Origin of the sequence: Saccharopolyspora flava (assembly GCF_900116135.1) — a bacterium.
GTDB lineage: Bacteria > Actinomycetota > Actinomycetes > Mycobacteriales > Pseudonocardiaceae > Saccharopolyspora > Saccharopolyspora flava.
Genome location: NZ_FOZX01000008.1, coordinates 88,618 through 113,701, shown reverse-complemented (window position 1 = coordinate 113,701; position 25,084 = coordinate 88,618). Strand labels below are relative to the sequence as shown.

The window sequence follows — 25,084 nt, the reverse complement described above, 5'->3', positions numbered from 1 at the left end:
CCTGATCTTCATCCCTACGGGCGTGTTCGGTGTTCGGTATTTACCGAACACCGAACAGTCACTCGCCGTGGTAGAGGCGGTTGAGGTCGATGAGCTCGACTTCGGGCGCGTCGTCGGCGGCTCGGCGGAGGTCGTCGGAGAAGCCCGCGCCGCTGAAGCACAGGAGCCGGGTTGCACCGCTCTTGGTGATGTCGCGTCGTTCCAGCACATCGCGGATCTCTTGAAGACGCCGGAGGTGCGAGAGTCCCATCGGTTCGTTCCACTTGGCTTCGCCGATGGCGAGCAGGGTTTCCCGGTCGTCCGCGTCGTGGCCGAAGACGGCGAGATCGACCTCGTGCCCCTTCTTGGCAGCGGGGTCGTTGATCGTGCCGTTGACCACCCGAGTCGGGTGTCCTCCGCAGGTCTCGGGCGCCGCGTACCAGCGAGCCCATTGACGGCAGAGATCCTCGAAGTGAGGACCCAGCACCTTGCTGGTGAAGGTGTTCTGCGCACGTCGCCAGACAGTCGCGGCACGTCCCGGGCGCTCCAGATCGCCCCAGTGCGGAGCCTCTACCTCGATCCCGCCCAGTGGGGGCGGGGACTTGGTCGGCGGTTGCACGATGAGGCGCTCATCGTCCTGCGGCGGGACGGCTACCGGCGTGCGGTCGTGTGGGTCCTGGTCGGAAACGTGCGTGCCCGGCGCTTCTACGAGCGGGCAGGGTGGGTTCCGGACGACGTGAGCAAGATCGACAGCATCGCGGGCAGCCCACCCCTGACGGAAGTCTGCTACTCGCGGGAACTTTGACAGCCTTCACTTGTATAACTCCAGTTATCATAACTCGAGTTATATGAGCTGGATCACGTTTTCCGGTGCCTTGTTTGCCGTTGTGGCCACAACCGCGAACAAGGCCGTCGCTGTTCACGGTTGTGGCTGGGTGTGGGGTGGTGGTCGGGGGTCGCTACTGTGTTCGGTCGTGGCGAAGCTCTACTTCCGGTACGGGGCGATGAACTCCGGCAAGTCGACCGCGTTGATCCAGGTCGCGCACAACTACCGGGAACGCGGTCAGCAGGTCTTCGTGGTGAAGCCGGAGATCGACACCAAGAGCCCGGTGGTGCTGTCGCGGATCAACGTGACCCAGGACGTCGACCTGGTCGCCGACGCCGGAACGGCCGTGCGGGACGTCGTGCTCGCCGCTGGGCGGCCGGATTGCGTGCTGGTCGACGAGGCGCAGTTCCTCACCGGTGAGCAGGTGGAGGACCTGTTCCGGCTGGCGGTGCTCGACGGCGTCCCGGTGATCGCCTACGGGCTGCGCAGCGACTTCCGCACTCGCGGGTTCCCGGGGAGCCTGCGGCTGATGGAGCTCGCGCACTCCATCGAGGAGCTCAAGACGATCTGCCGCTGCGGTCGCAAGGCGACGCTCAACGCGCGCACCGTCGACGGCGAGTTCACCCAGGACGGCAGCCAGGTCGCCATCGAAGGTGACGTTGGCTACGAATCCATGTGCGGCACCTGCTATCTCGCCAAGGTCGGCACGCTGGGCTGATCGAGACCGTCGTCTCACGTGGTGGGTGACTCCGGTCCAAACCGCACACGAGCTCCCGGCACGACCGATAAGGTGCCTCGCGGCCGGGCTGAGCGAGGAGACGGACGAGGGGCGCAGGTGACGGGGGCCGACGACGACCGGGCGACGCTGCAGGCGCGCAACGCGGCGATCAAGGAGCAGGTCAACGGGCTGCTCGACAAGTTCCACCAGCAGACCGCTCTGCTGGAGCAGGCGCAGTCCGCCGCCTCGTCCGCGACGGCGACGGTGACCTCCCCGGACGGGCTGGTCACGGCCACCGTGGACGCCACCGGCACCATCACCGAGCTCGAATTCGCGTCGAAGAACTTCCAGCGCACTGATCCGAAGCAGCTCGCCCGAACCGTCCGCGAGACCGTTCACGCCGCGAGCGCGCAGGTCAAGAAGCAGATGGCCGACCTGGTCGCGCCGGTGACCGAAGACCTGCCCGACCTCCCGGACCTCATCGACGGCGCCCCGTCGCTCAAGGGGCTGCTGCCCGAGATGCCGGACCTCTCCGAACCGTCCGCGCCCGCGCAGCCGCCGCGGCTGGAGAGCGCGCCGCAGTCCCGCCTGCCCCGTCGTCGCCCGGTCGACGACGACCCCGATGACGACGCGCCCGACAGCTGGCTCGTGGGAGGTCAAGGCCGATGACCGGCGCGCGCATGGAGCCGGACCGCGTTCGCGGCGGTGCGGCGAAGTTCGACGGGGCCGCCGACGAGGTGGAGCAGATCCTCGACCGGCTGCAGCAGACCCTGCAGGCGCAGGGCCCGTGCTGGGGCAACGACGAGTCCGGCCAGGCGTTCGCCAAGGACTACGTGCCCGGCGCCGACGGGATGACCGAGGCGCTGTCGGCCGTCCAGGAAGCCCTGCACAACCTGCGCGGACAGGTCGAGGGCGCGGCCAACGACTTCGAATCGGTCGACCGGGGCGAAGCCGGCAACATCTCGGGCGCGGGGAGCTGATCGTGGGGCTGGAGATCCCCGACGAGGTCAAGTGGCTGCTGCCGATCGTCGTCGGCGAGAGCTGGCCCGAGGGCGACGAGGACAAGCTGCGCGAGCTGAGCGAGGCCTGGAAGCAGGCCGCGCAGGCGTTGCCCGGCGCGATGGACGCCGGCAACGCCGCCGCCCGCGAGGTGCTCGCGTCCTGGGAGGGCGAGGCCGCGCAGAAGTTCGACGAGACCTGGAAGAAGTTCACCTCCGGTGACGGCGCGGTGTTCAGCTCGCTGGAGGAGTCCTGCAACGGTCTCGCCGAAGCGTGCGACAAGACCGCGCTGGACATCGAGTACACCAAGTACATGATCATCGCGTCGCTGATCATGCTGGCGATCCAGATCGCCGCGATGATCGCCGCGGCGTTCGTGAGCTTCGGCGCCTCCACGGCCGGTGTGGTGCCCGCGCAGCTGGCCACCCGCGCCGCGGTGCAGATGATCTTCCGGCAGCTGGTGCAGAAGCTGGCGCAGCAGGGCGTCAAGAAGGTCGTCCGCGAAGCGCTGGAGAAGGTCCTCAAGGAGGGCCTGCAGAAGCTGATCAGCAAGCAGGCGCTCGGCAACCTGGGCAAGACCGTCGCCATGAACGTCGGCTCGGAGGTCGCGCTCGACGCCGGCATCCAGGGCCTGCAGATGGCCAAGGGCGACCGCGACTCCTGGGACTTCGGCAAGACCAAGGACTCCGCCGTCGGCGGTGTCGCCGGAGGCATCGCGGGTCACCTGGTCAGCGGGAAGGCCGTCAGCGGAGCCGCCGGTGAAGCCGCGTCCAGCAGCGTCCTCGGCCACGCGGCCCGAGGCGCGTCCGAAGGCGCGCTCGGCAGCGTCGGCGAAGCCGCGATGACGGGCCAGCTCGGCGACCTGTCCGCGAGCGACGTGCTGATGGGCGCCTCCAGCGGCGCCGTCGACGGCGGAACCGGAGGAGCCAAGGACGGCTTCTCCGAAGCGGCCGGCGCCCGCAGCGCAGCGGAATCGGCGAGCACGGTGGCCGACTCCGCCGGATCGGCGGCCGAGACCGCGAGCTCGCCGGAGACGTCGGCGGCTCCCCCTGCGGACTCCGGTGCATCGCTGAGCCCGGCCGATTCCGGTGCTGGCACAACGGATTCCGGTTCCAGCGGTGCGGCCGAGCACTCCTCCGGTGGGGGCGAGGCGGTGTCGAGCGGATCGGATTCGGTTGGCTCGGGCGGGGTTTCGACGTCCGAAGGCTCGTCGAGCACGTCCGAGAGCAACGAGCCCGCGGCGACGACGGCGTCCGGCGCTGTGACCGCCGAGCGTCCCGAAACCGCCGGTGCCACAACGGGTTCCGCCGGTGTCGGCTCGGCGATGCCCGGTGCCGCAGCCCAGCACTCCAGCGGCCAAGCCACCCCGCAACCGGGCCAGCAACCGGGCAGCTTCGGAATGCAGGCACCTCCCCAGGGCCCGGGGCCGGGCCAGCCACCGATGGGAGCGGGGCCGCGAGCCGCCGGGTTCGGTCCGACCGGTATGCCCGCGCAGCAGCCGTCGTTCCACCCGAACCAGCAGCAGGGCTACGCCCAGCAGGGGCCTCCGCAGCAGGGCAACTTCGCTCAGCGCGGCCAGCTCCCGCCCCAGGCGGTCGCGCCGGGACCGCAGCACACCGGGCCCGCGCAGCACAGCGCTCCGCCGCAGCACCCGCAGTACGGTCAGCCGAACGGGACCGGACAGCCCGTCGCCCGCCCGGAAAACCCGCGTCCGACCCAGCAGCAGGGATTCCAGCAGGCACCGGCCCACCAGCCACCGCTGTACGGGCCACCCCAGAACCCCGCGCCGAACCACGGTGCGCCTCAGCCGGGCCCGCGCGGCCCGATGCCGCCGCCCGCTCCGCAACAGGGCCCGCCCCGCCAAGCAGGGCCCCCGCGTCAGGGCCCGCCGCAGGCGTTCGCCCAGCCGCCCCACCAGGGACGACAGCAGTTCAGCGCGCCGCCGGCCGACCCCCGCAGTCGGGGTCCGCAGCCGCCGCAGCCGCCGAATTCTGCTCCGCCGCAAGGCCGTCCGGCCGCGCCGGGACCGATGCCGCCGCACCAAGGCGCGATGCGGGGGAGTCTGTCGCCGCAGTCCGGGCCGGTTGCCGATCCGCGGCCGAGCTCCCAGCCGACGCGTGAAGCGCGTCCGGAGACACCGCCGGAGCAACCCGCGCAGCAGGACGCTCCCGAGTCGGACCTGGCCGAGAACACCGGTGAGCTTCCGGAGAACACCGGGCGCGAGAGCGACACGACCGCACCGCACGACGACAAGGCGGACAGCTCCGAGGAGCGCTCCACCGAGGAGCGCGACACCGAGGAAACTCGGACGACTCCCGAGGATTCGCAGCACGCGGACGAGGATCAGAACGACGACTCGAACGAGCCTGCGGAGCTCTCCACTCCTGCCGACACCTACGACGGAGGCCCGTTCGACTGGTCTGATCTGAACGAGCAGCACGGCGCACGGCCTGAGCGGCTGTCCCCGCTGGCCAAGGACCAGAGCCTCGACTTCTGCCTGGATCCGAACTACCGCGCCCCGAAGGAGTCCGTCGACGCCCACGAGGCCTCGTTGAGCGCGGGGCGGATGGAAGATGGATCCGACCGCACTCGCCGTGCCGCGATGGCGCAGGTCGTCAACGAACGCTTCGCGGCGAACCCGGAGCTGCGGTCGGTGAGCAAGAGCGGTGCGCTGGCCGTTCACTCCTACACCGCGCACGACGTCTTCGGGCCCCTCAACGCGGCGACCCGCTTCGGGACGATGAGCGAGACACAGCGGCACCAGCTCAGAGCCATCGTCTCGGGCATGAACGAGCAGCCGCGGTTCGAAGGCCGGGCGGTGCGCGGCATGAGCCTCGGCGACGTGAGGGCAGCGGAACTCGCCGCTGCGCACTACGTGCCGGGTGAGGTCACGGTCGAGCCCTCGATCACCAGCATGTCGATGGACACCGACACCAAGTCGGGATCCGACTACGTGAGTGACTTCGAGCTGCAGGTCGACTCGAAAACGGCGCGAATACTGCAGGGCCTGGCCAGTCAGGTGGGCGAGCGCGAGGCGGCGCTGATGCCGATGTCCCAGCTCTACGTCCACAGCAAGGAGCTGGTGACCTACTTCGACAAGCACAACAACGAGCTCCAGAAGTGGGTGATCAAGGCCGAGGAGATCGTTCCCGGCGATCCCCGCTACCTGAGCCAGGAGGAGGCCTCGAGCAGGGTCACCGAGCGCCAGCGCCGGAGCTTCGGCGAGGAGTTGATGGTCGGCGCGCTGCGCGGTGATCACATCGACCGGGCGCTCAGCGGTGAGAGCACAACGGACTCCACCACTTCCGGTGGAGCCGACGCGGGTCGCTCCACAACGGACGGTGAAAAGCGCTCCGACGAAACGCAGTCCACGAAGGATGCCGACAAGCCGTCCATCAGATCGATGCTCGACGGTGAGGACACGCCGGAGCCGGGCGTGCAGACCCACGACGGTGAGGTCCTGCCGCAGCCGGGCGACGCGCAGCACCTCCAGCCGGGCGACGACCAGGTCCCGCCATTGCCGACGAAGGACGACGGAACCCCGGACTGGGAGGTGCTGTCCAACGCGACGCCGCCGGTCACGACCCTTCCGGCGATCCACAGCGGCACCGCGCAGGTGCAGCACGGGATGTCCTACGTGGCCGCGAACCACCCCGAGCTGCCGAAGGTCAACCCGAACTTCTACACGCCCGAGGCCTGGGATCGAGGCTGGCAGACGAACTGCTCGAAGTGCGTGGTGAACTACGCGAAGCGGCTGCTGGGCATCGACGAACCCGTGGAATCGGTTCTTCCGGACGACCTCCCGAAGGAAGACCGGATCGGCTGGATGGCCGGGGAGCTGAACTCCCAGTGGGAGCCCCACCGCAGCTACGACAGCGTCATCCACCGGATGAGCCAGCAGCCCGTCGGCTCGCACGCCTCGGTGTACGTCTCCTACGAGATCCCTCCGGCCACCCCGGACGGAGACCCCGTGACCGCGGCGCACGTCGCGATCGTGACGAACACGCCGGACGGCGTTGCCTTCATCGACCCGCAGAGCGGGCACCTGATGAACCTGCCCTATCCGCCGAAGATGTTGTCCTTGCTGCCCTTCGGTTCCGAGAACCCGGAGACACCGGGAACCAGCGACACGAGTGCAGCCGCTGCCGACAACCTCACGCCGGTTCAAGCCAAGCCCGATCGGAGTGAGGAACCGGAAGCTGAAGCGCGTGCCGAGGAGGAGCCACCGCTCTCGGCAGACGACACGACGGCGGAACCTCAGCGCGGAGTGGAACCGGATGAGGACGAGAGCGACTCGAACACCGAGGAGGATTCGGACTCCCCGGCAGCTGAGCGGTCATGGCGTCAGGACGGCCCGTGGCTGGGGCAACACGTGAACCCGCTCCGCACGGTTCCGGAGCAGGAGGACGACTTCGCCCCGGGGCCATTCGCCGATGAACGGATCGTTCCCACGGTCGAACCGACGGACCCATCGCACCCCGGCACCCAGCCTTCCGGCTCGATGCCGGATGCGCCCGGAACTGCCGGCTCCGGTGCCGGTTCGGCCTCCGGTCCTGGTGGTGCGGGTGCAGGCTCGTTCCCACCTGGCGCCAGTGCTTTCAACCGGTCGATGACCGGGGAGCTGAACCTCGGTGACCTCGCTGCGGGACCGCCGCCGGTTGACTCCTCGCGGACCGGCTCGATCCCGTCGATGAACGCGTCCACCGGTGCTGATGCGCAGAGCTCGATCGACGGCCCGGCGAGCACCGGTTCGACGGGCGGTTCCTCCGGTCAGCAACCGACCACCCCTGCCGGAGGTGCTGCGCCCGGTGCGCCGAGTGGAATGGCTCCGGGCGGGAGCAGCGGGACCGGTGGAACCGAATCCGCCCCGGCTGCCGGAGGAAACCAGCCAGGCCTGGCGTCCGGCGGCTCCAGCGCTCCCGTGGGCGGTGCCGGGTTCCCCGCTCAGGGCAAGGGCGGCGCTGCCTCGTCGAACCACGAAGGGCGCTCGCACGAGGTCGGTTCGGTCACGCACAACCGGGAGATCGCGATTCCGCGTGACGTGGCGGCCCTGTACCTGGGCAACCACGAGCCGACGACGTTGCTGCCCGACGACGGACGGCAGGTCTTCTTCCGCAAGGACGCCGTGGTCGACCTGGGCGGGGGTGCGCTCGACGAACTTCCGGGTTCCGCGCTCCGGCTGCGCTACGAGGCATCCGATCCGAGCGGGGTCGGGATCCCCTTCGACGCCGACGAGATGCGCGACGACGAGTTCGTCGGCAGAGCCGAGATCTACACCGACGGCTCCGACGGCTCGGAGCTCGTCCTCGGTACCTTCGAGGGCGGGGCGTGGAACCCGACTCCGGAGGGAACCCGCTGGTTGAACGGCACGCAGGAACGCAACGACGGATCGGGAAGGACGCGCTGATCGTGGAGAAGGCCGAGGCGATCGAACTCGTCGAGCGGTGGCTGCGTGCGCAGGGGCTGGAGATCGGCGTGCCCGGTGGCCGCAAGGTCGAGCCGGACGGTGTCCGCCTCAGCGCAGAGGGCTGGCGCGTTCCCTTCAACACGACCGAAGCGGTCGACACGGGAAACCACCTTGAGGCGATCGTCCCGTTCCCGATGTGCGTGGTCACCGAACCCGATGGTGAGCTGCGGCTGGTGAACACCACGCCGTACCCCGGTTTTTCGACCCCGCTGACCTGGCCGGGTGAGCCGCGGCGGTCGGAGATCATCGATCCGGAGTACAAGGCGGACGGGTTCTTCGGCATGGGTGTGCCGAAGAACAAGGTCGCGGGCTGGAAGATCACGCATCCAGATGGGACGACCGAGGACAAGGTCAATCCGGAATACAAGCCGGGCCCTCAGCGCGCAGGGTTGCCCAAGCCGGCGAACCACCTCGAGAAGCTGCTGAACTACGTCGCGCTCAAGCATTTGCCGCATCGCAACGTCGTGTTCGGCATGATGCGTTGCGACATCTTGATCCCGGGCGAGCCGGATTCGCCGCCGGAGCAGCGGCTGGTCATGAACGGCTACAGCTCGCCGCGGCACATGCCTCAGGCCACGACGTGGTGGCGGATGACGATCGCCACCTTCGCCGACCGCTATCCGGGGTCGGGTTTGGCGATCAATTCCCAGTCGTGGCCGTCCATGACGATCAAGGGCTCTGAGCTCACCGAGGTCTACGAGCACATGCGGCAGCCCCACACGGTGATGAAGAGCGTCACTGAGGGCATCAAGCCGGGTGAGGTCGTGTTCGAGGAGGAACCCGGGCTCTCCGACGCGTGGGAGGCGAAGCGGACCGAGCTCCAGCAGCGCTTCGGACTGGAGCACCCTCCGTCCATCACGCCCAAGGCGATCGTGGAGGCCCGCGCCAGCGGTCATGGGATGACACCGGAGGAGCAGGAGAGGCACCTGCTCGGCCGGGCCTGGGTGTCGTACAACGTCCCTCGCACCACCTGGTCCCAGGAGGGGCGGGCGGCCGACGACATCTCCGGGCAGGAATGGCCTGCGGACCTGCGCGCGAACGGCCTGGTGGTGCGGCACGACCCGATCGGCCGGGTGCGTCCGCTGGTCGACTTCTTCGGCAAGGTCCCGCACGTGGGCGGCAGTGATCCCGTCAAGTCCTGGCACTCCGTGGTCGGCGCCTACGTCGGGTTCGCGCTGGGGGAGGCGCTGGGCGCGGCGGTCGACGGCTTGACCTGGCCGCAGATCCAGCAGCGCTACGGCCCGCACGGAATCCCGGACATGCAGACGGTTTTCGAGCGCCCCGTCCAGAGCGGCTGGCTCACGCAGTGGCTGATGTTCATCACCGAAGGCGCGGTGCGCGGGGCCAAGCGGGGCGACGTGCTGAGCCCTGAGGTGATGCGCTCGGCGTTCGCCCGCTGGCTGGTCACGCAGGGGATGCCGTGGCAGCAGGCCGCCGGTCCGCTGGCGGGGGACCACCCGCAACCGGACGGCTGGCTGCTGCGCGTGCCCGAGATGCACGTCCACCGCGGTGCGTCACCGCAGCTGATCGAGGTGGTGCGCGCGGCGGTCGCCGACCCGGCCCAGAGCACGCTGACCGGTCCGCTGCAGCTGATCTGGGCGCTGCCGGGCGCGGTCGCCGAGACGGATCTCGCCGCATCTGGGGGATTCAACCGGACCGGGGTCGACGACGGCGCCACGTACGCGCTCCGCTTGCTGTTCCAGCGCATGTTCCGCAAGGAGACCGTCCCCAATCCGATCTGGCTCGATCTCCGACAGGTGATCGAGGAGAACCTCCAGGCCAAGACCTCGGGCGAGGCCGCGGCCGCCGAGACGATTCAGGACGTCAACCAGCGCTGGAAGCAGTACTTCGTCTACGACATCGACCTGGTCGAAGGAATCGGCAACGGCACGGACACCCTCTCGGTGCTCGGACGCGCCGTGTTCGCCGCGGCCCGCCGCGAGTACGACCCGGAAATGGCGCTGAAGGGCGCGGTCAACCACTCCGGCAACAGCGCCCTCACCGGCGCTCTCGCGGGCGCCGTCCTCGGAGCCCGACTCGGCGTCGCCGGCCTCCCCAGCAAGTGGGTCGACGCGTTGGACACCCGCGACCTCCTCGAAGAACTCGCCGACCACGCCTACTGGCACTTCGCCATCCGCAACCCCCACCGGATCAACGAAAAGGACTGGAACCTCCGCTACCCGGCCTGGTGACGCGATCTGGGTGGGTGACAGTTTTCATGAAAACTGTCACCCCACCTGGGGAGGGTGCAGTTTTCATGAAAACTTCGTCATCCCAGGTCAGAGCCAGTTTCGGCGTTTGAAGATCGCGTAGAGGCTCAGGCAGACCGCGAGCATGAGCACGATCGCGAACGGGTAGCCCAGCGTCCAGTGCAGCTCCGGGATGATGTCGAAGTTCATCCCGTAGACCGTGCCGATCAGGGTCGGGGCGAACAGGATCGCCGCCCACGAGGAGATCCGCTTGATCTCCTCGTTCTGCGCGTAGCTGGCCTCGGTCATGCGCTTCATCTCCTCGTTCTGCGCCTGGGTGACCAGCGTGGCGTTGACGGTGAGGATGTTGTCGAGCATCTGCCGGAAGCCGTCGACGCGCTCGGCGACGGTCGTGGCGTGGTCGGCGACGTCGCGCAGGTAGCGCTGCAGCTCCTCGTCGATCTCGTACTTCTCGAACCCGGCCTCCAGGCTGCGCAGGATCGACAGCAGCGGCCGGGTGGCGCGCTGGAACTCGATGACCTCGCGGGAGAGCTCGTAGATGCGCCGCGACACGTGCGGGTCAGCGCCGAACACCTCGGTCTCGATCTCGTCGATGTCGTTCTGCAGGCCCGCGATGACCGGTGCGTAGCCGTCCACGACGTGGTCGAGCACCGCGTAGAGCACGGCTTCCGGGCCGCGTCGCAGCAGCTCCGGATCGGCCTCCATCCGCCGCCGCACCACCGACAGGTCGGGGGCCTGCCCGTGCCGCACGGTCAGCACGAAGTTCGGGCCGATGAACAGGTGCAGCTCGCCGAAGCTGACCTCCTCGACGTCGTCGAGGTAGGTGGCCGCGCGCAGCACCACGAACAGCGTGTCGCCGTAGCGCTCGATCTTGGGCCGCTGGTGGGCGACGATCGCGTCCTCGACGGCCAGCTTGTGCAGGTCGAACTCCTCCGCGGCGGCCAGCAGCTCCTCCTCGGCCGGCCGGTAGAGGCCGATCCAGGCCATCGCGCCGTCCGCGCCGGGCAGCTGCCGGTAGGTCTCGCCGAGGCTGGGCGGGGTGGCGATGCGGACGCCGTCGCGGTAGATCGCGGTGTCGATCAGCGGCCGGTCCGCCAGCGGGCGCTCGTCCCGGGCGCGCGGGTCCATCGAGTGCTCGGGCGCCGCGTCCTGACGGGTCACCGGCTCGGGTTTGCTGCCGCGCCTGCGCAGCGGGCGAGGGCGCCATTCCGGCACGGGGACCTCCCGAGGTCGTCGGGGCAGGCGATCGGGTCGAGCGTACCCAGCGGTGACGGCGGCGCGCTGGCCCCGGAACCGCCGAAGCCGCCGGGACCGGGCAGGTCACGGCGGCTTCGCGTGGCGTCGATCAGGGCTTGCGTGCGACTCCCGCCCAGACCACGGAGTCGTTGGGGCTGTCGAACTCGACCACGGGCGCGTTCTCGCCGGATTCCTCCGGGTGCCACAGCGGGGTCCAGGTGCAGCCCGGATCCACCAGCTCGTAGTCGCCGAACAGCTCCTCGATCTCGGCCTGCGGACGCCAGATCACCGGCGTCGCCGACTTGTCGTACATCTTGCCGAAGTCGGCCATCTCCTGCTTGCGGCTGTCCGGCACGTCGTCGGCGGTGCCGTGGGTGATCACCAGGTAGGAGCCCTGGGGCAGCAGCTCGCGGAACCGGGCGACGGACTGCGGGCCGATGTCGGTGCCGTCGTGACCGGGCTGGGTCACGTGCAGCACGGCGAGCAGCAGTAACGCCACCGGCTGCTCGATGTCGATGACACCGCTCTCCTCGATCTGCTTCCACAACCGGTCGGGTTCGCGAAGATCGGCGTGCAGCACGGTGTGCTGATCGGTGACGTCCTCCTGCTCCAGCAGGATGCGCGAGTGCGCCACGGCGACCGGCTCGTTGTCGACGTAGACCACGCTAGCGTCGTCGACGATCTCGTCGGCGACCTGGTGGGTGCTGCCCATCGTCGGCACGCCCGAGCCGATGTCGATGAACTGCCGGATGCCCTGCTTGCTGAGGTAGCGCACCACGCGGTGCAGGAAGAGCCGGTTGGCTTTGGCGGCGGCCGCGACGAACGGGTAGCGCTCCAGCGCCTTCTCGCCGAAGACCCGGTCGACCGCGTAGTTGGCCTTGCCACCGAGGTAGTAGTCGTAGACCCGGGCGACGTTGGGGTGCTCCAGGTCCACGCCTTCCGGCGCGAACATATCCGCCCTCGACTGACTCACGGTTTCTACCCCTTCGCGGTACCCGTACTTCCATGACGGACCGTGTCGATCACGTCACGCTGAACTGAGGCCGTAGTCTGCCACCGAACGGGTGTCCGGTCATGCACCCATCGGGTTGATTCCATTCAGTTACCGTGGGGAACGAAATACCTCGTCGGGGGACTGGCGCGGCGTGCTCGCCGGTCGATCCGGGGCCCGAAATCGACGAATCGTTCACTTCGAATTCGCATTCGACCCGCTTTGATCGATTCCGAAGCGCAACGCATCCGAAACGGATCATCGAGGCCCGATCGGCGGTTCCGCCGCGCGCCGACCCGGACGAGCATCGAGGACGGTCGATGTGAGAATCTTGGTGCGACCGGCGATGTTCCAGCGTGGGGGCGTCCCGGTCGACCAGCATCGCCCGTCCGCACGCTGCGGACCGCCGGCCGGATAACGATCCAGGGTCGAAATGTGCGATGTCGCCCCTGCTCGGCGCGCGGCCGACGGTTCCGGTGCGGATGATTCGTACCGAGCCCGGTGGCGCGCAGCCGCTTCAGGGCCCGACCTCGCCGGCTGATTCGATCGATTTCCGACCGAGACGAATTCGTGATGCGAATTGGCGCAACGGTTCGCCGTTGCGCTCCGTCCCTCGAATGCAGGTGGTCGTTCGAGGGGACTGACACAGAACGGGGGAGTCAGATGTCCGCACCAGGGATCGGCAAGGAACCGCACATCACGCTGCCGGACCTCACTTCGGTCAGCAAGCTGCCGAAACCGATCAAGGCAGTCGTGTACTTGATCATCATGTCGGTGCTGACGGTGGCCGCCATCGGGGCGCTGATGGCCACCATCGCGATCATCGGTCAACTGTCCGGGGCGTTCGACGTCTTCCGCCTGCTGGGCTGAAGACCGACACCTTCCCGAAGGCCCGGCGTCCCCCACAGGCGCCGGGCCTTCGTCATGCCCGGCGCCGATCACTGCGGTCGCGGGACGGGGGAGCGGCCCCGATACTCGGGCGTCCCGGAAAGTGCCGCAGGCGGAGGTGCAGGTGATGAGCAGACCGATCGCGACCACTGTCCTCGCCGTGGCCCTGCTCGCCTGCCCGGGCGCCCCGGGAGCACCGTCCACGCTGAGCGGCCGCGAAGATCTTCGGCAATTCCCGCACGATTCCGGAAACCGGCACGCGCCCGCGGAATATGCCGATCCGGCAGGATTTCCGCAATGCGCCGCGGCACTCGGCCCCCGCGCTCTCGGAAGCGAAGAACAACGCGCTCACCTGTGCGAACAGCCCGTGATCGAACCACCCGAGCGATGATCGAAGACTCCGCTCGCCAAGATCGGTAGACCAGCCGACGCAACACCCGTGCGCTGCGGTTTCCACCGTTCCGACCAACACCCCGATGGGCCGTCCGGCCGGAACACCCGGCGACCCCGCTCCGTCACACCCTCGATACGATCGCCGATACCGAGCACCCCACGGGGCAGTAGCTCAGCTGGTCAGAGCAGCGGACTCATAATCCGTCAGGTCGTGGGTTCAAGTCCCACCTGCCCCACATTTACGCTGGTCAGAATGTGATTCTGCGATCTTTCCAGCGGGCAGCGTGCACTTTACGTGCACAAAACCTCAGATCACTCTGATCTGCACGCGGCATCGAGGATATCCGCAGCTTCTCGAGAGCCCGCGCTTGTCCGTGTACACGTCTTGCGTGATCGACGGACGGGTCGGTTCCGCCCGTACGCTCCCCCTCGTGAGCACTGAGCGCGGGGCGTGGAAGACCTACGGGGAGCGGCTGGTCTATGACAACCGGTGGGTTCGGTTGGGACTGGCCGATGTCGAGGCTCCGAACGGTGAGCGGTGGGAGTACCACGTGGTGCACCTGGCGCGGATCGCTATTGCTTTGATCGTTGATGAGCAGGACCGGGCGTTGATGCTGTGGCGGTACCGGTTCCCGACCGAGCAGTGGGGTTATGAGCTGCTGGGCGGCATGGTCGACGACGGTGAGGCCTCGGCGGGGACTGCGGCTCGTGAGGCTGTCGAGGAGAGCGGGTGGGAGCCCATCGGGGATGGCGAGCACCTTGTGACTTTCGAGCCGTTGCCGGGACAGGTGACCGCGCCGATCGATGTGTACCTGTGGCGCAGCGCGAAGCACATCGGCGAGCCGACCGAGACTGAGGAAGTCGGGCGGGTCGAGTGGGTGCCGTTGGCTCGTGTCCCGGAGCTGGCGCAGCGACAAGAGCTGCTCGGCTCCGGGACGTTGGTCGCGCTGCTCTACTACCTCACGTCACACGGCACTGGTGCGGGGAAGCATCAGCCCATCCAGGCGCCGTAAGTGCCCGTCCGCCTTGATCCGAGACGTTGATGGCGTTGCGATCCAGCACTTCCCAACCGGCGCTGCGGCTCGCTGCTCCCGCCTACTTCCGGAGGGGTTGTTTCAACCCGGTCGATCGGACCGCACAGCTGATCGGTCGTCCCGAAGTCGGTTGTTCAGCTCGTCGAGCTGCTGCGTGATCTCCCGCAGATGCCGTTCGATCGCGTCGAGGCGCGTCGGCACGTCGTCTTCCGGGAAAACCGGGTCGTCGACGGCGGGAGGTGTGTGGCCTTCCAGCAGAGAAAGCAGGTGCCGGGGGTGCCATTCGAGCGCGAGTGACAGCGCTTCCAACGTCCGCGTGCTTCTGCGGCGGATGACTGTGTGCCGCTGCAACTCGCGCACCGTCGCTTGCGATACCTGCGCGCGCTTCGCCACGTCACGTTGCCGCAAGCCCAGCTCGTGCGTTCGCTGATCGATCGCGCGAGCGACCGCAGCCCAATCCTCCGACACGTATTCCTCCGCGATCCGCTTCGACGCCGAGATTAACGCCTCCACGCGATTTCGCGGTTGTCCCTCAGCTCAGAGGTGCCCGGTTTCCCGTCCCGCTTGTGGTCTCCCGGCCACCTCGTCGAACCCGTCCCGAGCTGACTCCGTCGCGCCGTCGACGACACCCGGGCTCTTTCGCTGTTCCTCACGAAGCATCGCCGTGACGGACTCGAGCAGGCTGGTGATCCCGGTGAAGTCGATCTGATCAGCTCGCCCGGATCCGACCTCGAAGGCGAGATCGTCGAGCAACCATTGAGTCTTGCGCAGCAGCACGGCCAGAGCGGCCGACCGGGTCGTCATGACTCGCTCGCCACGAGCAGATGCGCACTCTCATTGCAGCTGGCGCAGGTCTCCCACAACCACGCCAGTTCGCTTGGCTCGGCGACCTCGACGGACCGGCCGCACAGCGTCTCGATCTGCTCGGACACCGGAAAAATCCCAATGAGTCGGCGTCGGTCGGTTGTTGCGTGTCGCTTCCCCTCTGCGAGTGTCCAGCGAAACGGGTGCATGGCGGTTCCTGTACGTCGATGCCTGTCCAGTGCGGACGTGGCCCGTGCCCGATCGGGGGCAGCGGCACGGGCCACGCCCGGGAGTCCGGCGACGGTGCCGAAGCGCGGAGAGGGCGCCGCCGCCGGACTGATGTGTGACCAGCCGGCATGCGGCGTGTCTCACTGAAATGAGCTTCTCGACGCGCCAATATTGGCGGAACGACATCAACACGACATGCGGACGACATGCGCGAGTGGACGGGGGAGAGACGCGGTGCGATCGCCTCGCACGGTGCTCGAACAGAAGATCAGGGAACGACGCCAGACCCTCGAGGAGTTCACCGAGTACGCAGAACGCTTCGCCCGCGAGCACGACGAACCCGGAACACTCAGCCTGCGCCACCTGCAACGGCTGATCACGGGACGCGGCCCCAACGGACAGCCGCTCGGCCCCGTTCGAGCGGTGACAGCACGCCTGCTTGAACGGATCTTCGGGCTGTCGATCGACGAACTGCTGTCACCGCCCCAGTGCGACGACGAGACCGCCGAACTGCGACAGATGCTCGACGCGTCGCGTCGAATCGACGGCACCCTCCTGGACCTTCTCCGCGGACAGCTCGACTCGATACGGCGCATCGACCGGCAACTCGGCGCCGTCGTGGCATACGAGGAGGTCGGGGCCAAGGCGAGTCAGGTCGAGAAGCTCTTCACCCACAGCTTGCCCGGGAACACCCGCCAGCAACTCGCCGTCATCCTCACCGAACTCCACACCCTCGCAGGCTGGCAAGCCCTCGACCTCGGCAAGATGCACCACTCATGGCAGCACTACGAGCGGGCGAAACATGCTGCACGAGAGACCGGAAGCGAGTCGTACGAGATCCACGCATCCGCTGAACAGGCCTTCGTGCTTCTTGACCTCGGTGAAACCGAGAAGGCTGTAGCTGTGCTGGGCGCGATGCAGAGGCGGGCGAGCTCTGGGTGTCCACAGCTCCTGCGTTCCTGGCTCGCTGCCGCATATGGCGAGGCACTCGCTGCACATCATCAACCATGCGAGAGTCTCGGTGCGTTCGATGACGCCGCTGAACTCCTCCGGGGCGAGTCGATCGACACGGGCGGCCCGTATGTGGTTCTCAATCCTGTGCACCTCGATCGCTGGCGGGGCCACGCACTCGCCACCTTGGCGGACCCAGCTGCGGTCGAGGTTTTGTCGCGCGTACTGATTGAACTCGACCCGAATCTCACTCGCGCCGAAACTGCATTACGCGTGGATCTCGCTGTGGCGTTGACGTCCGTAGGTGAAGGAAACGCGCTACAAACTGAAGTGGACCGAGCGAAGCGCCTCGCCAACGCCATTGGTTCGGTCCGCCAGCAACGAAGACTTTCTTCGCTGTAAGCGGCACTTGTGGTGCGGGCCTGGGCCCCGTTGACCTGCCAGATCATCTCTAGAGAAGTTCTGCTGCCTTCGAGGCGGGAAGATATCAATATTGAGTATTGAGTGTGACGGTGGTGAGTATTGCTACGGCAAGCAGTGCGAGATAGATCCAGAGTGCTGGGCGGCTTGAGCGGTGTTCGCTGGCGGCGATGGCACTGAATCCGATCGCGCCGAGGATTCCGTAGATGACGGCTCCGATGGTGGCGAAGCCGGCCTCTACCGTGATTCGGGTGGCGAAGAAGAGGGCTGACCCGGTCAAGGGGATGACGACGAGCCAGACGAGGATTGCCAGTGCGAGAAGGAGCCAACCTACGACGGTCCCGGCAGTTGCGGGCTTCGTGGCGTCGATTTTCATCAGTCAGTTTCCCTTGCCGTGGTTGGCGACGATGCGAGCCATCCCATCAACGGACTCATCGTATGTCCAGTAGTCGCCGTGGTAGGACCAGTCGTGGACCGGGAGCTCCTGGCCGCCGAAGCTCGGATCCGATGGGTTCCGGCCGAACCAGTGATCATCGGTGGTTTCAAGACGGCCGTAATCGGCCGGGTCCGGCGATGGGGTGAAGTAGTCGATCACATCGAGATTGGCCGTGCCCGACCAGACTCGGTTCGGATCAACGCCGAGTTCGCTGGCGTGATCGACGCCGACGCCGGGGGAGCCGAGGAACACGATGTTGTCCGCGTGGATGCCGTGATCCCGTGCGGCGTACCCGACCTCCGTAGTCCCGTACGAGTGCCCGATGACCGTGTTGTTGCTGGGCTGGTCGAGTTCGTGGCTGACGCGCAGCCCTTCTTGGAACTCCGAGAGTCCGCGGCTTCCTTCCTCGGCGAAGCGGCCATTGGCGGCGTCCGGGAGGCTCGGTGGTGACTCGTACCCGGCGTAGGTGATCGAGGCGAAGGACTGGTTGGGTTCGAGCGCCTGGGCGCGCTGCATGACCTTGTCGGCGTCAGTCGAGTAGTTCATGACGTCGCCGAGGTCGGAGTAGGTTCCCGGCACAGTCGTCATGACGTTCTGCGCTGTGTCCGGATTACCGTTCGCAATGATGGCTTGTCCGCGGCCACCGCTCGCAGTCGCATCGATGCCCAACAGGTAGTGGCCGGGCCGGTGTGCGGTCGCATCGAGCTGCTTGAGGCCGGCAAGTGACTCCTCGAGCTGTTCCTTTTGCGTCTCCAGCCGTTCCTTCTCGGCGGCCAGACCATCACCAGGACGGATGTCGGCGATTCGCTGCTGCACAGCACGGTACTTCGATTCCAGAGCCTGACGCTGGCTGGCGAGCAGCGACAAGTTGGCCTCGTGCCGGACAGTGGTGGGCAGGCCGTTCCCGTTCCCGATCATCTGAGGGAATCGGTCCATCAGGTCGCCTCGTTGTGCTGTCGACAGCGAATCCCAGCAGGCGCGTGTTGCTGCAGGTCCCTGCGCAGTGGCCTGCTCGAAGATGCCCTTCGTCGCCTCGGCAGCGCGCGTCTCCATCGTGGTCGCGGCGCCCGCGAGCGTCATACCCGCCGGGCTGGATGGGTTCGTGCCGGCCTGTTCCCACGCTCCGGCCTGGGAGATCAGGCCCATGTCGTTCTTGGCCGCATCCATTGCGCGGACGAGCTCGGCGTGTGCCGAGCGCTCCATATCGCGTGCTTGAGTCACAGTGGCTTCAGCTTCCGCATAGGCGGCTTCCGCCTGCGCATGCTTCGCTCGTGCCGCCTCGCTTTGGGCCTGAGGAGGCTGCGTGCCGCTCCCGGGGATCGCGTTCGGGTCTGCTGCGGGAAGCGGTTTCGGTGGATAGATCAGGTCACGGAGCACGATGAGACCGCCATCGTTGGCGACCTGCTTCGCCTGCTCCATCCGTGACTTCACAGTGTCGATCTCGTCGCACCACCCTTCGACAGCGGTAGCGACTCGGCGGAACACCCCCGCGAGTGCGTCACCGTCACCGCCCTGTTGAGACGTCCAACCCTGGAATGCCTCCGAGGCGGCTCCGTCCCACTCAGACGCCGCTTGGTTCCGAGCGTCGAAAGTACCTGTAGCGACCTTCTCGACACCGCTGCCGAGTTTGTTCACCTTTTGCGCGTAGTCGCGCATCGCGCCGGGGTTCCCGGCAACCCATGTGTTCAGCACGATCGATCAGCGCCCCACCTGCTCGAACATCCCGGCGTTGCCGTCGTCCGCGCCGCTGTAGGTCGCCTTGTTCGCGTCCAGGTCCGATGCGCCGTGGTGCACGGTCTCCACGAATCCGGCGGCGACCCGCAGCAGATCGGCTGTCGTCGCGGAAACCGCCGCGCTCGACGGCCCGGCATCGCCAGGCGGCAGTGGTTGAGCGCTCCCCAGCTCGTCGGTCGACCGTTCCAAGTCGCCAGCCATCACGCCGAGCCTGGACGGCTCGATCCGCAACACCAACTTGGCCCCTCTCCGCAAAGGTCACGTTGTGTCAGTGCCCGGGACGATAACCCGCCTGACCTGCGGAGGACTCCGGAGTTCTACTCATTCTCGGCCGTCGCCACTCGAACAGAGCAGCAGTAGAAGTGCGCTCGTGACTAGGGCTACGGGGATGGCGGACGGATCGCCGGGTGCGGGACTGGGTGTGCGCTGCCGTGGAGGATGTGTGCAGCAGCTTGATCTGCTGGCTTTGGTGTTGCGGCGGTGATCCGGTGGGCGTTGGTGCCATAGTTCTTCGCATGGGTGAGGGCGACGTGGCTGGTGGGGTTGATGGGCAGGTCGCGGAGGCGATGGCGGCTGAGCGGGAGTCGTTGAGCAACGCGTGCCGGTCCGATGCGCAGCGTCTCGGGCGGCTGCTCGCGCCTGACTTCCACGAGTTCGGTTCGTCCGGTGGGGAGTTCGGGCGTGAGGTGGTTGATCTCGTTGCGGCGGCGACGGATCCGGAGGACGAGCCGATCCGGGTGGAGAACCTGCGCGGGTGGCTCATCGCCGACGGTGTCGTGATGCTGAAGTACACCAGCGAATCCGCGGGACGGCGGTCGAACCGCACCTCGTTGTGGCGTCGCGTGGCCCCGGGGCGCTGGCAGATGTTTCATCATCAGGGAACACCGGTGGCGACCTGAGACGTGGCGCCCGCAGCGGACGGCAGGCCAACCGGGTGAGTCTCCACCCCGTGGATTGAAAATCTGTCGTGACTACTCACGGTGTCCGCTCGGATACGGCAAAGTGAGTGGGTGGCAGAGGAATCCAAGATCCACAACGAATCCAGCGGGCCCGCCAGGAACAACATCCAGATCGGCATCAACTACGGCAAGGTCTCGGTGGGCGCCGTGGGGCCGTTGGACTTCGATGAGGTGCATGACCGGCTGCTTCACGTCCTTGCGCGCTCGGTGGCTAAGGCAAGCAAGGACGAGCTTGCGCGGTGGGAGCTGGGCGGTAGCGATGTGCTGTCGGTGCGTTGGAGTGCCGCGGACGACGGCCTTGTTGACCATCCGGACAAGATCCAGTCGGATGGAACCCCTGGGCAGCTGGATGGGGAATTCGGGTCGATTCGGCAAACCTTTGAGAGCGTTGAGTCTCAGCGGTTGGTGATCCTGGGGCGCGCTGGTGCGGGTAAGACCGTGCTCGCACGCCGGTTGATCTTGGATCTGATTGCTGAGCGCCGTGCCCCGGTGCCGGTGTTGTTCAGCCTCGGTGGCTGGGATCCTGAGGTCCGGCTGAAAGGCTGGCTGGAAGGACGTCTCGTGCGTGACCACCCGATTCTCGGTGCGGAAGACGTGGCCAGGCGGAGCATGGCGCAACACCTCTTAGATCGCGGATCTATTCTCCCGGTCCTGGATGGTTTTGACGAGATACCCGAAAGCCGCCGGAAACGAGCGATTCGTCAAATCAGTTCTCTGGATCTGCCGTTCGTGTTCACCAGCAGGCCGAGTGAATACTCACGAGCTGCTCGTGAGGCGCGACCCATCAGCCGTGCGGCTGCCATCAAAATTCACGAACTCGCCTCTGGCGAGGCTGAGCGCTACCTGTCGTCTAGTACTGCCGTGGGTCGTTCTCCTGGCTGGGCGGAGGTGTTCAAAGCGCTGAACGGCGTTCCGGCCGGCTCTGAGAAGCCGGCTCTCGCTCATGTCTTGACCAGTCCGCTGAACGTCACGCTCGCTCGCGCCATCTACAACGACGGGGGAAGGGAACCAAAGGAGCTCCTTGAACGATTTCACACGGTTGGGGAGATTGAAGAGCATCTGTGGAGCTCCTACCTTTCCATAGCCTACCTGCGCGATGGTGGTCCGAGGGATGAGGGGTGGGATCCGGATCTTGCGCGCGAATGGCTTGGTAGCTTAGCCGAGGGGCTCGTTCGTCGGGGCACTCTTGATTTGATGTGGTGGAGTCTCCCTGCTTCTCTTTATCGAGGCACTCGAGTTCTTGTTTTTGCGGTTGTAGTTTCTCTCGCCGTGGGGTCCGCGGGATTGGTCTTCCTGAGTGACGGTGTTCTTTTTGCAATCGGTGGCGGGCTGGCGGTCGGGCTTGCCGGCGGCCTGGTCAATGAGAAGAGGTTCCCTCGTGGTGGTCCTGTGCGCGGTCCTGAGAGGTTGCGGCTCAGGATGCGGTGGAAACCGTCGAAAAGCGCTCCCCGGTCGGGGCAGCGGCAGGGGGCGCCAGATTTCGCTGACGGATTTCAGTTCGGGCTCCTCAACGGGTTAGGGCTCACAATTCTGAGCCTCGCCATGGGAGTGCCGAGCTTCGGGATCCTGAACTATTATATGCTTGAGCCTGAATTCGGGGTTGCTCTCGACCCGGTGCACAGTGCCGTGGATGGAATCCTGGCCGGTCTGTTCGTGGGGGGAATCAGTGGTCTCGTTTTCGGTATCGGCAACTTCCTCGTTGCGATCTTCGGGGAGGGGAACGACTCGCACGAGATTGACTCGTGGGATTTCTTGAAGATTGACCGCGCTGTCGCGCTCGTGCGAGCGGCCGGTGCGTTTCTCGCGTTCGGCATCACGTACGGGGCGGTGTCCATTCCCGTGCTCGGAGTCTTGCCCGGGGCTGCTCTCGCGCTCGTCAACGGGTTCTGCATCGGAGTGGTCCGATTGGCGATCTCGCCCTGGGGAAACTGGATTCTCTTCACGCGTCTTTGGTTGCCGCTGACCGGGCGGATGGCGTGGCGTCCCAGGAAGTTCCTGGAACACGCCTACGAGCGTCAAGTGCTGCGCAGGACCGGTGCTGTGTTCCAGTTCCGCCATTCTCGCCTGCAGGACCATTTGGCTGATCGAGGTTGAACGGGAGATCCAGCGTCAGCCTGGACACGTGTTCGGTGCAACCGCATCCTCGGCCGCGATCGAAGCCGAGTGCGGGTTGTCGTCGATCGCGCTCAGGCGACGGCGAGTCGTCTACAAAGCAGAACGCCGACCGCTCACCGAGGTGAGCAGTCGGCGTTGGTTCCTGCTAGATCAGGAACGAGGCTCAGACGCGGACCGAGCTGGCCTGCGGGCCCTTCGGGCCCTGGGTGACCTCGAAGGTGACCTGCTGGTCCTCCTCGAGGCTGCGGAAGCCGCTGGCGTCGATGGCCGAGTAGTGGACGAACACGTCCGGGCCACCGTCGTTCGGGGCGATGAAGCCGAAGCCCTTTTCAGCGTTGAACCACTTCACGGTTCCCTGTGCCATGTCTTCTCCTCCTGGGAGTTGGAGCGTGTGACGGGCGCCCGCACCGCGCGGGAGCCCGGGCCGGAGATCTCGAACGGCGGCTATTCCAACTGCAACCAGGGGGGACAGCAGCTCGCTCGCATCACAATCCTGCGAGCGTGCGCGAACACGAACCCAGAAAAACAACGACCGCAGCCCAGCTTACACACCTCGGCCCGGGACCACACCGGACACGCGGGCTAGTTCTTGCGCCAGGTGTAGGCGGCTGAGAAGGGGTGGTTGCGGAAGCGCTCCCACTTGGGCTTGATGCGCAGCCAGTCGTCGTCGATGACGTTCTCGTGCAGCTCCGCCAGGCGCCAGCCCGCGCCGACGCCCGCCGCGACGTGGTCGCTGATCAGGTGGACGTGGGTGGCGATCGCGACCGGCTCGCCGTCGGCGTTGGTGTAGTGGGTGGGCATGCCGGAGGTCATGATGAAGTGCGGGTGGTAGGTGACCAGCACGAACGCCGCTCCCGGGGTGGCCAGGCGGTGCGCTTCGGCGTAGAGCGGGCGCAGGTCCGGCAGGTGCTCGTCGATCAGCGAGCAGATCACCAGGTCGTAGGACTCACCGGGCAGTCCGGTCGCCGAGGCGTCGGCCTCCAGCAGCTGCTCGTGGGCGCCTCTGCGGCGGGCCAGGTCCAGCATCTCCGGGGTGACGTCGACGCCGTCGACGTGCCGCACGCCCCGGTCCCGCAGCCACTGCCCGGTGCGGCCGGTGCCGCAGCCGAGATCGGCCGCCCGCCCGATCTCCGGCCACGACGGTTCGGCCAGGCGCTCCAGCAGCGCCAGGTCCATCACGTCCTCGACGGTGTTCTCGTAGTGGGCGACCCACTCGCCGTACCCGGTCCGGACATCGACCGTCCGGTACCCCCGCGCGTCAAACGTCTCGAAATCCACGTGGGCCATGCTTGCGCACCGGGGAGCCGACCGAAACCGGTTTTCCGGGTCCCGGCGTTCGACGCGGATTACCGCCGTAATCGGGTGCCGGATTACGGCGGTAATCGGGTGCCGGAATACCGCCGTATTCCGGTCACCCGGGGCGGGAGCGGTCAGCGCAGCGGCATGCCGACGTAGTTCTCCGCGAGGGTCGTCGCCGAGGCCTGCGAGGAGCGGAGGTAGTCGAACTGGGAGCGCTGCAGGCGGCGGTCGAAGGCCTGGTCGGGACCGTCGAAGCGGTGCGTCAGCGACGTCATCCACCACGAGAAGTGCTGCACCCGCCAGACCCGCTCCAGGCACTTCGCCGAGTACTCGTCCAGGCCGGCCTCGCTGCCCGTGCGGTAGCGGTCGACCAGCGCCTCCGCCAGCCGGTCCACGTCGGCCACCGCGAGGTTCAGGCCCTTCGCGCCCGTCGGCGGCACGATGTGCGCCGAGTCCCCGGCCAGGAACAGCCTGCCGTGGCGCAGCGGCTCGGCCACGAAGCTGCGCATCGCCGTCACCGAGCGGTCGATGATCGGCCCCTCCTGCAACTTCCAGCCCGGCGCGGCCAGCCGGGTGCGCAGCTCGTCCCAGATCCGCTCGTCGGACCACTCGCCGAGCTGCTCGTCGGGGGCGCACTGCAGGTAGAAGCGGCTGATCGTGGACGAGCGCATGCTGTGCAGGGCGAACCCGCGCTCGTTGTTGGCGTAGATCAGCTCGTCGGTGGAGGGCGCCACCTCGGCCAGGATCCCCAGCCAGCCGAACGGGTACACGCGCTCGTAGACCCGCCGCACGTCCGGCGGGATGACGTCGCGGCACACGCCGTGGAACCCGTCGCAGCCGGCGACGAAGTCCGCGTGCAGCACCTGCGCCCGCCCGTCGTGGGTGAAGGTCACGCTCGGGCTGTCGGTGGTGACGTCGTGCACGGCGACGTCGCCGACCTCGAACAGCACCTGCCCGCCGTCGGCGCGGCGCCGCTCGTTGAAGTCCTTGACGACCTCCTGCTGCCCGTACACGGTGATCGCGCGGCCGGTGAGCTCGGTGAACGGGATGTGCAGCCGCTCCTCGTCGAACTGCAGGTGCACGCCCTCGTGCCGGTCGCCCTCGCGCAGCATCCGCTCGCCGACGCCGACCTCCCGCAGCAGGTCGACGGTGCCCTGCTCCAGCACTCCCGCGCGGACCCGCTGCTGGACGTACTCCTGACTGCGCCGCTCCAGCACCACCGAGTCGATGCCCTGCAGGTGCAGCAGGTGGGACAGCAGCAGACCGGCGGGACCACCGCCGACGATCGCGACCTGAGTACGCACAGCACGGCCTCACTTCTCCGGGAGCACTGACGAGCAACACTGTCGGATCCGAGACCCCCTCGCACGATGCCTCCGCTACCGCTGGACGGAAAC

24 protein-coding genes and 1 tRNA gene are annotated in these 25,084 nt (G+C 67.2%); 13 read left to right on the top strand and 12 right to left on the bottom strand.

Features of this window, described 5'->3' with window-relative positions; genetic code table 11:
• Positions 1-58: 58 nt before the first annotated feature.
• On the bottom strand, positions 59-379 hold the full coding sequence (locus tag BM424_RS29560) for a hypothetical protein (RefSeq protein ID WP_245776046.1): 321 nt from the start codon (positions 377-379) through the stop codon (positions 59-61).
• On the opposite strand from BM424_RS29560, the gene BM424_RS29555 reads away from it, so the two are divergent.
• The 6 genes from BM424_RS29555 (at position 308) to BM424_RS21280 (ending at position 10,181) form a co-directional block, all read left to right on the top strand.
• Positions 308-784 (top strand): GNAT family N-acetyltransferase, encoded by a 477-nt coding sequence (locus tag BM424_RS29555; RefSeq protein WP_245776042.1) that lies wholly within the window; start codon positions 308-310, stop codon positions 782-784. The two genes, BM424_RS29560 and BM424_RS29555, sit on opposite strands and share 72 nt — an antisense overlap.
• A 169-nt stretch (positions 785-953) precedes the next feature.
• Positions 954-1,523 (top strand): thymidine kinase, encoded by a 570-nt coding sequence (locus BM424_RS21300; RefSeq protein ID WP_093420933.1) that lies wholly within the window; start codon positions 954-956, stop codon positions 1,521-1,523.
• Positions 1,524-1,640: 117 nt separating this feature from the next.
• Positions 1,641-2,192 (top strand): YbaB/EbfC family nucleoid-associated protein, encoded by a 552-nt coding sequence (locus tag BM424_RS21295; RefSeq protein ID WP_175548204.1) that lies wholly within the window; start codon positions 1,641-1,643, stop codon positions 2,190-2,192.
• On the top strand, positions 2,189-2,503 hold the full coding sequence (locus BM424_RS21290; protein WP_093420931.1) for a WXG100 family type VII secretion target: 315 nt from the start codon (positions 2,189-2,191) through the stop codon (positions 2,501-2,503). The genes BM424_RS21295 and BM424_RS21290 overlap by 4 nt, the downstream gene beginning before the upstream one ends.
• A gap of 2 nt (positions 2,504-2,505) precedes the next feature.
• Positions 2,506-7,929 (top strand): WXG100-like domain-containing protein, encoded by a 5,424-nt coding sequence (locus BM424_RS21285; protein WP_093420928.1) that lies wholly within the window; start codon positions 2,506-2,508, stop codon positions 7,927-7,929.
• Between the two features lie 2 nt (positions 7,930-7,931).
• Positions 7,932-10,181, top strand: a complete 2,250-nt coding sequence (locus BM424_RS21280; protein WP_139274127.1) for an ADP-ribosylglycohydrolase family protein — start codon at positions 7,932-7,934, stop codon at positions 10,179-10,181.
• An 87-nt stretch (positions 10,182-10,268) separates the two neighbouring features.
• Here the strand turns inward: BM424_RS21280 and BM424_RS21275 are convergent, their stop codons facing one another.
• A complete protein-coding gene (locus tag BM424_RS21275) occupies positions 10,269-11,414 on the bottom strand; it encodes a magnesium and cobalt transport protein CorA (protein WP_245776024.1) in 1,146 nt (381 codons plus the stop codon).
• 130 nt (positions 11,415-11,544) lie between these two features.
• Complete coding sequence (locus BM424_RS21270; protein WP_245776023.1) at positions 11,545-12,387, bottom strand: SAM-dependent methyltransferase; 843 nt, start codon at positions 12,385-12,387, stop codon at positions 11,545-11,547.
• Between the two features lie 702 nt (positions 12,388-13,089).
• Here BM424_RS21270 and BM424_RS21265 point away from each other — a divergent pair.
• The 4 genes from BM424_RS21265 (at position 13,090) to BM424_RS21255 (ending at position 14,720) form a co-directional block, all read left to right on the top strand.
• Positions 13,090-13,296 (top strand): hypothetical protein, encoded by a 207-nt coding sequence (locus BM424_RS21265; RefSeq protein WP_093420920.1) that lies wholly within the window; start codon positions 13,090-13,092, stop codon positions 13,294-13,296.
• A gap of 145 nt (positions 13,297-13,441) precedes the next feature.
• Entirely contained in the window at positions 13,442-13,705 is a 264-nt protein-coding gene (locus BM424_RS28520) for a hypothetical protein (RefSeq protein ID WP_139274126.1), read from the top strand.
• Positions 13,706-13,868: 163 nt separating this feature from the next.
• Positions 13,869-13,943 (top strand) — tRNA-Ile (locus BM424_RS21260).
• A gap of 195 nt (positions 13,944-14,138) precedes the next feature.
• Positions 14,139-14,720 carry an NUDIX hydrolase gene (locus BM424_RS21255; RefSeq protein ID WP_093421337.1) on the top strand — a complete coding sequence of 194 codons (582 nt, stop codon included), beginning with the start codon at positions 14,139-14,141 and terminating at the stop codon, positions 14,718-14,720.
• 102 nt (positions 14,721-14,822) lie between these two features.
• Here BM424_RS21255 and BM424_RS21250 read toward each other — a convergent pair whose 3' ends face one another.
• The 3 genes from BM424_RS21250 to BM424_RS28515 form a co-directional block, all read right to left on the bottom strand.
• Complete coding sequence (locus tag BM424_RS21250) at positions 14,823-15,209, bottom strand: transcriptional regulator (RefSeq protein ID WP_093421334.1); 387 nt, start codon at positions 15,207-15,209, stop codon at positions 14,823-14,825.
• Positions 15,210-15,278: 69 nt separating this feature from the next.
• The gene (locus BM424_RS21245; protein ID WP_139274125.1) at positions 15,279-15,518 is read right to left on the bottom strand and encodes a hypothetical protein; all 240 of its coding nucleotides are present in this window, start codon (positions 15,516-15,518) and stop codon (positions 15,279-15,281) included.
• Between the two features lie 23 nt (positions 15,519-15,541).
• Entirely contained in the window at positions 15,542-15,754 is a 213-nt protein-coding gene (locus BM424_RS28515) for an HC3 family zinc finger protein (RefSeq protein ID WP_139274124.1), read from the bottom strand.
• A 271-nt stretch (positions 15,755-16,025) separates the two neighbouring features.
• Between BM424_RS28515 and BM424_RS21240 the strand changes: the two genes are divergently transcribed.
• Positions 16,026-17,126 (top strand): NsdA family TPR-like regulatory protein, encoded by a 1,101-nt coding sequence (locus BM424_RS21240; RefSeq protein ID WP_245776022.1) that lies wholly within the window; start codon positions 16,026-16,028, stop codon positions 17,124-17,126.
• Between the two features lie 85 nt (positions 17,127-17,211).
• On the opposite strand, the gene BM424_RS21235 is transcribed toward BM424_RS21240, so the two are convergent.
• From BM424_RS21235 to BM424_RS21220, 3 genes are read right to left on the bottom strand one after another with little or no spacing between them, the layout of a single operon-like run.
• Positions 17,212-17,520 carry a hypothetical protein gene (locus BM424_RS21235; protein ID WP_093420913.1) on the bottom strand — a complete coding sequence of 103 codons (309 nt, stop codon included), beginning with the start codon at positions 17,518-17,520 and terminating at the stop codon, positions 17,212-17,214.
• A gap of 3 nt (positions 17,521-17,523) precedes the next feature.
• Positions 17,524-19,236: an alpha/beta hydrolase gene (locus BM424_RS29550; protein ID WP_245776021.1), complete on the bottom strand. Its 1,713-nt coding sequence runs from the start codon at positions 19,234-19,236 to the stop codon at positions 17,524-17,526.
• 42 nt (positions 19,237-19,278) lie between these two features.
• A complete protein-coding gene (locus tag BM424_RS21220) occupies positions 19,279-19,515 on the bottom strand; it encodes a hypothetical protein (protein ID WP_245776020.1) in 237 nt (78 codons plus the stop codon).
• Between the two features lie 314 nt (positions 19,516-19,829).
• Here BM424_RS21220 and BM424_RS21215 point away from each other — a divergent pair, with 314 nt between their 5' ends.
• Entirely contained in the window at positions 19,830-20,213 is a 384-nt protein-coding gene (locus BM424_RS21215; RefSeq protein WP_139274123.1) for a nuclear transport factor 2 family protein, read from the top strand.
• A gap of 111 nt (positions 20,214-20,324) precedes the next feature.
• A complete protein-coding gene (locus tag BM424_RS28510; RefSeq protein ID WP_139274122.1) occupies positions 20,325-22,367 on the top strand; it encodes an NACHT domain-containing protein in 2,043 nt (680 codons plus the stop codon).
• A 184-nt stretch (positions 22,368-22,551) separates the two neighbouring features.
• On the opposite strand, the gene BM424_RS21205 is transcribed toward BM424_RS28510, so the two are convergent.
• The 3 genes from BM424_RS21205 to pobA all read right to left on the bottom strand — a co-directional run bounded on the left by BM424_RS21205 (position 22,552) and on the right by pobA (position 24,991).
• The gene (locus tag BM424_RS21205; RefSeq protein WP_093420904.1) at positions 22,552-22,752 is read right to left on the bottom strand and encodes a cold-shock protein; all 201 of its coding nucleotides are present in this window, start codon (positions 22,750-22,752) and stop codon (positions 22,552-22,554) included.
• A gap of 218 nt (positions 22,753-22,970) precedes the next feature.
• Positions 22,971-23,675 carry a class I SAM-dependent DNA methyltransferase gene (locus BM424_RS21200; protein ID WP_093420901.1) on the bottom strand — a complete coding sequence of 235 codons (705 nt, stop codon included), beginning with the start codon at positions 23,673-23,675 and terminating at the stop codon, positions 22,971-22,973.
• Positions 23,676-23,818: 143 nt separating this feature from the next.
• Entirely contained in the window at positions 23,819-24,991 is a 1,173-nt protein-coding gene (gene pobA / locus BM424_RS21195; RefSeq protein ID WP_093420899.1) for a 4-hydroxybenzoate 3-monooxygenase, read from the bottom strand.
• Positions 24,992-25,084: the final 93 nt, after the last annotated feature.

Excerpts from the sequence above, each read along its gene's own strand:
- BM424_RS21215 (WP_139274123.1), top strand. The coding sequence starts at position 19,830 with ATGGGTGAGGGCGACGTGGCTGGTGGGGTTGATGGGCAGGTCGCGGAG.
- BM424_RS21235 (WP_093420913.1), bottom strand. The coding sequence starts at position 17,520 with ATGAAAATCGACGCCACGAAGCCCGCAACTGCCGGGACCGTCGTAGGT.
- BM424_RS29550 (WP_245776021.1), bottom strand. The coding sequence starts at position 19,236 with ATGCGCGACTACGCGCAAAAGGTGAACAAACTCGGCAGCGGTGTCGAG.
- BM424_RS21270 (WP_245776023.1), bottom strand. The coding sequence starts at position 12,387 with ATGTTCGCGCCGGAAGGCGTGGACCTGGAGCACCCCAACGTCGCCCGG.
- BM424_RS21265 (WP_093420920.1), top strand. The coding sequence starts at position 13,090 with ATGTCCGCACCAGGGATCGGCAAGGAACCGCACATCACGCTGCCGGAC.
- BM424_RS21205 (WP_093420904.1), bottom strand. The coding sequence starts at position 22,752 with ATGGCACAGGGAACCGTGAAGTGGTTCAACGCTGAAAAGGGCTTCGGC.
- BM424_RS28515 (WP_139274124.1), bottom strand. The coding sequence starts at position 15,754 with ATGCACCCGTTTCGCTGGACACTCGCAGAGGGGAAGCGACACGCAACA.
- BM424_RS28520 (WP_139274126.1), top strand. The coding sequence starts at position 13,442 with ATGAGCAGACCGATCGCGACCACTGTCCTCGCCGTGGCCCTGCTCGCC.
- BM424_RS21290 (WP_093420931.1), top strand. The coding sequence starts at position 2,189 with ATGACCGGCGCGCGCATGGAGCCGGACCGCGTTCGCGGCGGTGCGGCG.
- BM424_RS21200 (WP_093420901.1), bottom strand. The coding sequence starts at position 23,675 with ATGGCCCACGTGGATTTCGAGACGTTTGACGCGCGGGGGTACCGGACG.
- BM424_RS21220 (WP_245776020.1), bottom strand. The coding sequence starts at position 19,515 with ATGGCTGGCGACTTGGAACGGTCGACCGACGAGCTGGGGAGCGCTCAA.